Origin of the sequence: Coxiella endosymbiont of Ornithodoros maritimus (assembly GCF_907164965.1) — a bacterium.
In the GTDB taxonomy this organism is placed as follows: domain Bacteria; phylum Pseudomonadota; class Gammaproteobacteria; order Coxiellales; family Coxiellaceae; genus Coxiella.
Genome location: NZ_CAJRAM010000087.1, coordinates 1 through 6,230, shown reverse-complemented (window position 1 = coordinate 6,230; position 6,230 = coordinate 1). Strand labels below are relative to the sequence as shown.

Genomic DNA, 6,230 nt, shown 5'->3' with positions numbered 1-6,230 from the left:
AACCTCAGGTTTTACCTTAACGTCCTTAACATCACATTGCCGCGTTTACTAATCCGCGACAAGACCTCCTTATGATCGATGGAGATAAGGCTTTTAACCTTACCCGCGTTAGGTATGGTTAATGAAAATTTAACCTCCTCGCTACCGTCTTCATTGGGGGGGATTTTCATCAATAATTGTTTCTCTGTTTATACTAATTCCGTTAGGGAATGTATATTTTAGACGTGTTGTCAGAGGATTGCGTAATATTTTTGTCGGAGAGATCTGTCTCTTCTTTTATATATGGGTCTATCATAACGACGACATGCTTTCAATATCTCCAGGAATTCTGTTTTAGTGATTTTGCCGCCAGAAAAAATGGTCTCAATTTTTGACCAGCTCGTGTATACCTCTCCCGATAGGGAGGGATCGGTTCGAGCTCGCAAACTCCAATTCTGATATGTTCTTAGCCTATGTAGTTGTTTATTGCCTCCTCGCGCAGGTAGTTAAGCTTAGTGTCGTCGATAACTCGATCGATTCTCTCTTCAGGTATTCCCGTCAATTTAACCAAGCGCTGCCTTGCTTGTGTTTTTTCGTGCACAAAAGACTCTAGCTCTTCTTTAGAAACTTGAGGAACTCGTTTGATGGCAATGGAAGCTTGTTCGAAGGTGATTTTAGATAATTGTTGTATTGCGGTTTTATGGTACTTTTCAGCTAGTGAAGCGCGTTTGTTTGACTGGGCGTTAGTAACAAAATTTTTAAATGCGTCCTGAGAGAGGCATAGGTTTGAATTGTATACGTGGCTTAATACTTTTTTTTCGCATTTTTCATAAGAGAACTTTTATAAATCACCTATATTATCGCTGCCTGCAATTGATAACTGAGTATATCGATCAATAATTAAACCTTGAATGTTAAACGCATTCTCATCAGAAACAGCGGCTCTATTCGTAGACTCAATCCCAAATAACTTTTTGTTTTGAAATATTAAACAACTAATTTGGGCGGCAAAGGGTGCTTTTGCTACTTCCTTCCATACTTCTTCAACCTCTGTCAGATTATCGGTTTTTTGATTTTGTTGCTAATCTTAGCAAAGATTTCTTCAGGTTTTATTTCCTGCATTTCTTGGTCTAGATCTCTCATCATGCCCGTTCCTCAATGACAATTTATCATGACCATTAAAGCGAAAACGTTGCGGGTCGGGTCGCAATTGACGTAGACGCTTCTTCTGATACTGTCTTCTCCTTTCTTTTTTGGAGAATTCCTTCTAGGATTTGACAGATCTTTCTTTGTCCCCCGCGTCTGCGAAGTCGAGACAGACTCTTTTCGGCCCCAAAAACCAGAATTTGCGATAAGGCTTAATTGTAACGTTCCGGTCAAGCTGGTCGGATGTTTGCTGAATTTCTTCTCGAGTTGGTTCCATGCCATCAAATAGTTTGGTCAGCTCGCCTGCTTTATTAACATGGAAACAGGCAAAGGTATTGGTAGTTTTGTTCAGGGGAGTTTCTTTCGGTTTCACTCCTCTGTCAAAGAATTGGCAAATATTTGTGACTTTTTCCATTAAGGGTACGGCATTGGGCCGTTCCCTTACGATGTTCACGCGCGATCGCATTTCCTCTAAAAGTGCAAATGAATTTCTTTTCAGTTTATCATGGAGTTTTTCGCATTCCTCTTTAAGGTAGGCCTCAAATTTCGATCCCTCCAAAGTGAGTCGAGCGGTTTTATATAACTCCTGAAGTTTTTTAAGTCGTTATTAACAGCTTCAGTTAGCCTGTTAATCTTGCCACTGTCCTTCCCTAAGAAGGGTAGCCGATAAAGTTCATCTAAATGAGGTTTGAGAGAATTATTTAAATCATGTGGCTCGCCACATTTTAGATGAACCCAAAGGGCTTCAATCCTGAATTTTACCCTTGATGCCATTAGGGTTTTGTCAAGGACACGCAGATGGGGTACAGCTTCAGCAATAAGGCTTTGAATATTCCTCCCGTTAGTTTGTCTATCGTTGAATTCGGCTTCTACATTTCCTAATGCGCGGCAGTTCGCTGTTTTCGTTGGTGAGTTGGTAGTGGCGTGCGGTGAGCACTCGTTGCTCTGCTTCTAAAAAAGCCAGTTTCGGTAGCAGTTCTTCTTTATTTTCCCACTGCTTCTCGAATGCTCTTGTTAACATAGTTGAAGTTTTTTTCTCTGTTAATACCTTTTGTTGTTCGTGGGGGCTTTTAGCACATCTGAGTCGATGGAAGTTTTAAGGACAGAAATCTCTCTCTCAAGTTCCTGAAGACGGTTCGGTATTTTCTTTTTTAATGCGGCTACCTCCTCTCGAGCTTGTTACAGCTTTTGCCCAAGATAGTTTTCCGGGTCGACTTGACGATTCTTGTGATCCTTTTCCTGGATGTCGCGTTTCCTTTGAATGTACAAAAAAACTCTAGGCATATTTCAACTCCTTCACCGAACGTATGGAATGAAGGGTAATAATACAGCATAAAGCTTAAAATAATCTTAAGCTCCGCCCTCGCAGAAAGGGCGGAGAGACGGGCCAGTTATTCCACCATTTCCTTCAAACGCTTCAAGGCGCGAATTTTGACGACATTGCGGGCGGGTTTGGCTTTGAAGGTCATCATTTCGCCGATGAAGGGATTGATGCCTTTGCGGGCTTTGGTAGCGGGTTTGCGTTTCACTGTGCATTTTACTAAGCCAGGAAGCGTGAACTGGCCTGCGGCATCTTTCCGAAGATGACGGTGCATGACATCCGCCAGTTCATCCAGAACCGTGCTCACTTCTTTATTTACTCAGATTAGTTACTTCTACTCAGATTAGTTACTTCCGCTAGATGAGTTGTTAATTGGGATTTTTTGTACGGTGTACGAACCGCTGTACCTGTTGATTTGCGTTCCGTTGTTCTGCTGCGTTTTGCCGTTTTTCTTTTTGCAGTCGGCCTGCGCCGCGCTACCGCGTTTCTTACGCCGATGCGCCGTTTAGTAGTTTTAGTAGAGCGTTTTTTCTTGCTAGCATAGTAATTCCCTCTTTCGATTATCTATGATCAAATGATTGATGTAGCAGCCAAAAATCACTTGGACTAAAGTAACATAATTTTACCAAAAAGCATATGTTTCTTCTACCTTTTTAGTCTTTCGCACGCGATTCCTGCCATCGGGCGAAGGCGTTTGGGCGCTTGCATCCTATAAAAATGTGCTGTACCATTTTGTCCCTTCTTTTTTATTTGAGGTCTTGGATTCATGGCGACTTACATGGCGAATGCAAAAACAGTTAGCCCGCGTTGGTTGTTGGTTAATGCAGAAGGCAAAACGCTGGGACGGCTGGCTAGTCAGATCGCTGCAATTTTGCGAGGTAAACATAAAGCTGAGTTTACGCCTCACATCGACGCGGGTGATTTCGTCGTGGCGATTAATGTCGATAAACTTAAAGTAACAGGCAATAAAACTCAGGATAAGCAATATTACCACCATTCTGGGTATCCGGGCGGTTTGAAGACGATTAACTTCGCTGACTTGCAAGCCAAAAAACCACACCGTATCCTGGAGTTAGCTATTAAAGGTATGCTCCCTAAGGGGTCTTTAGGTCGTCAACTGCATCGTAAATTGAAAATTTATGCGGGCGATCACCATCCCCACCAGGCTCAACAACCTGAATTAATCGACTTATAGTTAGAGGTTTAAACGCGTATGGCACAAGCGGCAAAAAATCAGAATTTGGGTACGGGACGGCGTAAGACATCTTCCGCACGGGTTTTTTTAAGGTCCGGCACTGGTCAAATTATCATTAATAGACTGCCTTTAGACGAATATTTTGGCCGAGAAACAGCTCGCATGCTTGTTCGCCAGCCCTTGGTGAAGCTTGATGTTCAATCTCGGTTTGACGTTTACACCACTGTTCAAGGCGGCGGCGACAGCGGGCAAGCCGGCGCGATTCGCCATGGTATTACCCGTGCTCTCATCGAGTACAGTGAAGAAGGCGGGAAAGGCGGCACGTGGCGTAGCACTTTGCGAAAAGCCGGTTTTGTCACGCGAGATCCCCGAATGGTTGAACGCAAAAAAGTGGGGCTGCATGGAGCACGGCGAGGCACGCAATTCTCCAAACGATAAGGATTACTAATCCCTCTCTTCGTCATACCAATGACGGTGGTTACTTATAAGCTAGGAATAACTATGTTAAAACGCTCGATTATGACGTTGTATTCTGCTCCTTTGGATATATACAGCCATCAGGTTCGCATTGTTTTGGCAGAAAAAGGCGTTACTGTCGACATTCACAATGTAGATGCCAACCATCCTAGCGAAGATTTAATCGAATTGAATCCTTATGCCACTTTGCCAACTTTAGTGGATCGTGATTTGGTTTTATTCGAATCGAGGGTCATTATGGAATATTTAGACGAACGATTCCCTCATCCTCCTTTGCTCCCTGTCTATCCGGTCGCTCGCAGCCGGTGTCGTTTGTTAATGCATCGTATCGAACGGAATTTTTACCATTCCATGAAAATTATTGAAGAAGGGACTCCCAAGCAAGCCGAAACAGAGCGAGAGTTTCTTACCAAAGAATTGATCGAGCTTGATCCAGTGTTTGGGGAGAAGACTTATTTCATGAATGACGATTTTACGTTAGTCGATTGCGTGATGGCGCCGTTGTTATGGCGTTTGCCGCACCTTGGTATTCATGTCCCGCCGCAGGCTGCAAAATCAATGTATAAATACAAAAACCTCATTTTCGAACGTGAGTCCTTCAAAGCCAGTTTAAGTGAGTTTGAATCGGAACTTAGAGAAGTCGATGGCATTTGAAATGAATTCCAGCCGCCCTTATCTAGTGCGGGCTATTTATGACTGGGTTGTTGATAACCAATTAACACCCTATATCAGGGTGGATGCGTTAATGCCTGATGTGGAAGTCCCCGAGCGTTTTGTAGAAAACGGTAAAATAGTATTAAATATTGAACCACAAGCTGTCGGACGTCTGCGAATGGGTAATGACGCGGTTGAATTTGATGCTCGCTTTTCAGGAGTCGCTCATCATATTTTTATTCCCGTTCGAGCAATTAAAGCAATTTATGCTTTTGAAAATGGTCGTGGAATGGTATTTACGGAAGATGAAGATGGCGGCAACGATGGAAGAACCTCGCCTCCCAGCAACAACAGCGTTGATAAGCTCGTAAAAAAAGGCAGGCCAAATTTGAAGATTGTGAAATAATCCAGTGGCGTCAGTGGCGTCTATACGAAGAGACATACGGATTGCTTTCCAGGTATTTTTATTTCTACTTTACGATTAATGTTATACTGAGCTGATATGAGTTTCAACAATATCGTCCATATCATTGCTGTTGTCGTTCTGCCGTTATTGTTTGGGATTACCGTGCACGAAGCGGCGCATGGCTGGGTGGCGAATAAATTAGGCGATAAAACGGCCTTGATGATGGGTCGCGTCACGCTTAATCCGCTAAAACACATCGACCCCTTTGGTACCCTCATTCTTCCTATTTTAATTTTAATTCTCAGTAAATTCACCTTCGCTTTTGGATGGGCAAAACCGGTTCCAGTTACGTGGCAAAATTTAAGAAAACCTCGTCAAGATGTGGCGCTGGTAGCAATTGCAGGCCCCCTTTCTAATTTATTTATGGCTTTGTTGTGGGCTGCTATTGCAAAGTTAAGTGTGACTTTTGGTGTGAATGCCGTTAATCCAGTGGTTAAGACTGTCACGCTTTTTTTCTACCACGCAGGGCTTTTCGGAATATTAATTAATCTTGTTTTAATGTTATTAAATTTAATTCCCATCTCGCCATTGGATGGAAACCGTGTAGTCTCAGCAATTTTGCCGCCCAGAGCGGCTTATGCATATTCAAAAATAGAACCTTATGGGATTTGGATTCTTTTAGGATTGCTTATTTTCGGTTTGTTGGATCGGCTGCTTTTCCCGATGGTTTTATATTTGATGAATTTTATCCGTTCAATTTTTGGGCTGCCGGGAAATTTCCTTTTTTAAAAAAGAGAAATTATGCTCATGCTCGAGAAAAAACATCGATTTTGAATTGCTGTGAGCAAGTTTGAAAACTGGATAATAAATAGTCATTTTACACACCTTATTCACAGCTTCACAGTGATACCGCAGTTAGCGATTTTTTCTGTTCAAATTTTTTTAATCTGGCATTGGCGATAACAATAATTTTTCGTATTAGTGCTACAAACGCTACCATTTTCTTTTTCCCTTTTTTAACGAGCCCCTCATAAAAGCTCTTTAATTCTGAA

Annotated in this window: 6 protein-coding genes and 2 pseudogenes; 5 read left to right on the top strand and 3 right to left on the bottom strand. The window is 42.4% G+C overall.

Annotation, left to right across the window (positions count from 1 at the left end; genetic code table 11):
• Positions 1–11: 11 nt before the first annotated feature.
• The 3 genes and pseudogenes from OWO34_RS09590 to OWO34_RS09940 all read right to left on the bottom strand — a co-directional run bounded on the left by OWO34_RS09590 (position 12) and on the right by OWO34_RS09940 (position 2,944).
• Positions 12–173, bottom strand: a complete 162-nt coding sequence (locus OWO34_RS09590; protein ID WP_323808285.1) for a hypothetical protein — start codon at positions 171–173, stop codon at positions 12–14.
• Between the two features lie 984 nt (positions 174–1,157).
• A pseudogene (locus OWO34_RS07935) lies at positions 1,158–2,409 on the bottom strand (Dot/Icm T4SS effector CoxDFB5).
• Between the two features lie 107 nt (positions 2,410–2,516).
• Positions 2,517–2,944: pseudogene (locus OWO34_RS09940) on the bottom strand (HU family DNA-binding protein).
• 268 nt (positions 2,945–3,212) lie between these two features.
• Between OWO34_RS09940 and rplM the strand changes: the two are divergent.
• From rplM to OWO34_RS07900, 5 genes are all read left to right on the top strand, one after another.
• Positions 3,213–3,641: a 50S ribosomal protein L13 gene (gene rplM / locus OWO34_RS07920; RefSeq protein ID WP_267257138.1), complete on the top strand. Its 429-nt coding sequence runs from the start codon at positions 3,213–3,215 to the stop codon at positions 3,639–3,641.
• Positions 3,642–3,659: 18 nt separating this feature from the next.
• Positions 3,660–4,079, top strand: coding sequence for a 30S ribosomal protein S9 (gene rpsI / locus OWO34_RS07915; RefSeq protein WP_267257137.1), 420 nt, complete (start codon positions 3,660–3,662; stop codon positions 4,077–4,079).
• A 30-nt stretch (positions 4,080–4,109) separates the two neighbouring features.
• Positions 4,110–4,772, top strand: coding sequence for a glutathione S-transferase N-terminal domain-containing protein (locus OWO34_RS07910; protein ID WP_267257136.1), 663 nt, complete (start codon positions 4,110–4,112; stop codon positions 4,770–4,772).
• A 1-nt stretch (position 4,773) separates the two neighbouring features.
• Positions 4,774–5,178 carry a ClpXP protease specificity-enhancing factor gene (locus OWO34_RS07905; RefSeq protein WP_267257140.1) on the top strand — a complete coding sequence of 135 codons (405 nt, stop codon included), beginning with the start codon at positions 4,774–4,776 and terminating at the stop codon, positions 5,176–5,178.
• A gap of 96 nt (positions 5,179–5,274) precedes the next feature.
• A complete protein-coding gene (locus OWO34_RS07900; RefSeq protein WP_267257135.1) occupies positions 5,275–5,967 on the top strand; it encodes a site-2 protease family protein in 693 nt (230 codons plus the stop codon).
• Positions 5,968–6,230: the final 263 nt, after the last annotated feature.

What these genes read in the sequence shown, in the direction of transcription:
- rplM (WP_267257138.1), top strand. Translation starts at nt 3,213, where the DNA reads ATGGCGACTTACATGGCGAATGCAAAAACAGTTAGCCCGCGTTGGTTG.
- rpsI (WP_267257137.1), top strand. Translation starts at nt 3,660, where the DNA reads ATGGCACAAGCGGCAAAAAATCAGAATTTGGGTACGGGACGGCGTAAG.
- OWO34_RS07910 (WP_267257136.1), top strand. Translation starts at nt 4,110, where the DNA reads ATGACGGTGGTTACTTATAAGCTAGGAATAACTATGTTAAAACGCTCG.
- OWO34_RS07905 (WP_267257140.1), top strand. Translation starts at nt 4,774, where the DNA reads ATGAATTCCAGCCGCCCTTATCTAGTGCGGGCTATTTATGACTGGGTT.
- OWO34_RS07900 (WP_267257135.1), top strand. Translation starts at nt 5,275, where the DNA reads ATGAGTTTCAACAATATCGTCCATATCATTGCTGTTGTCGTTCTGCCG.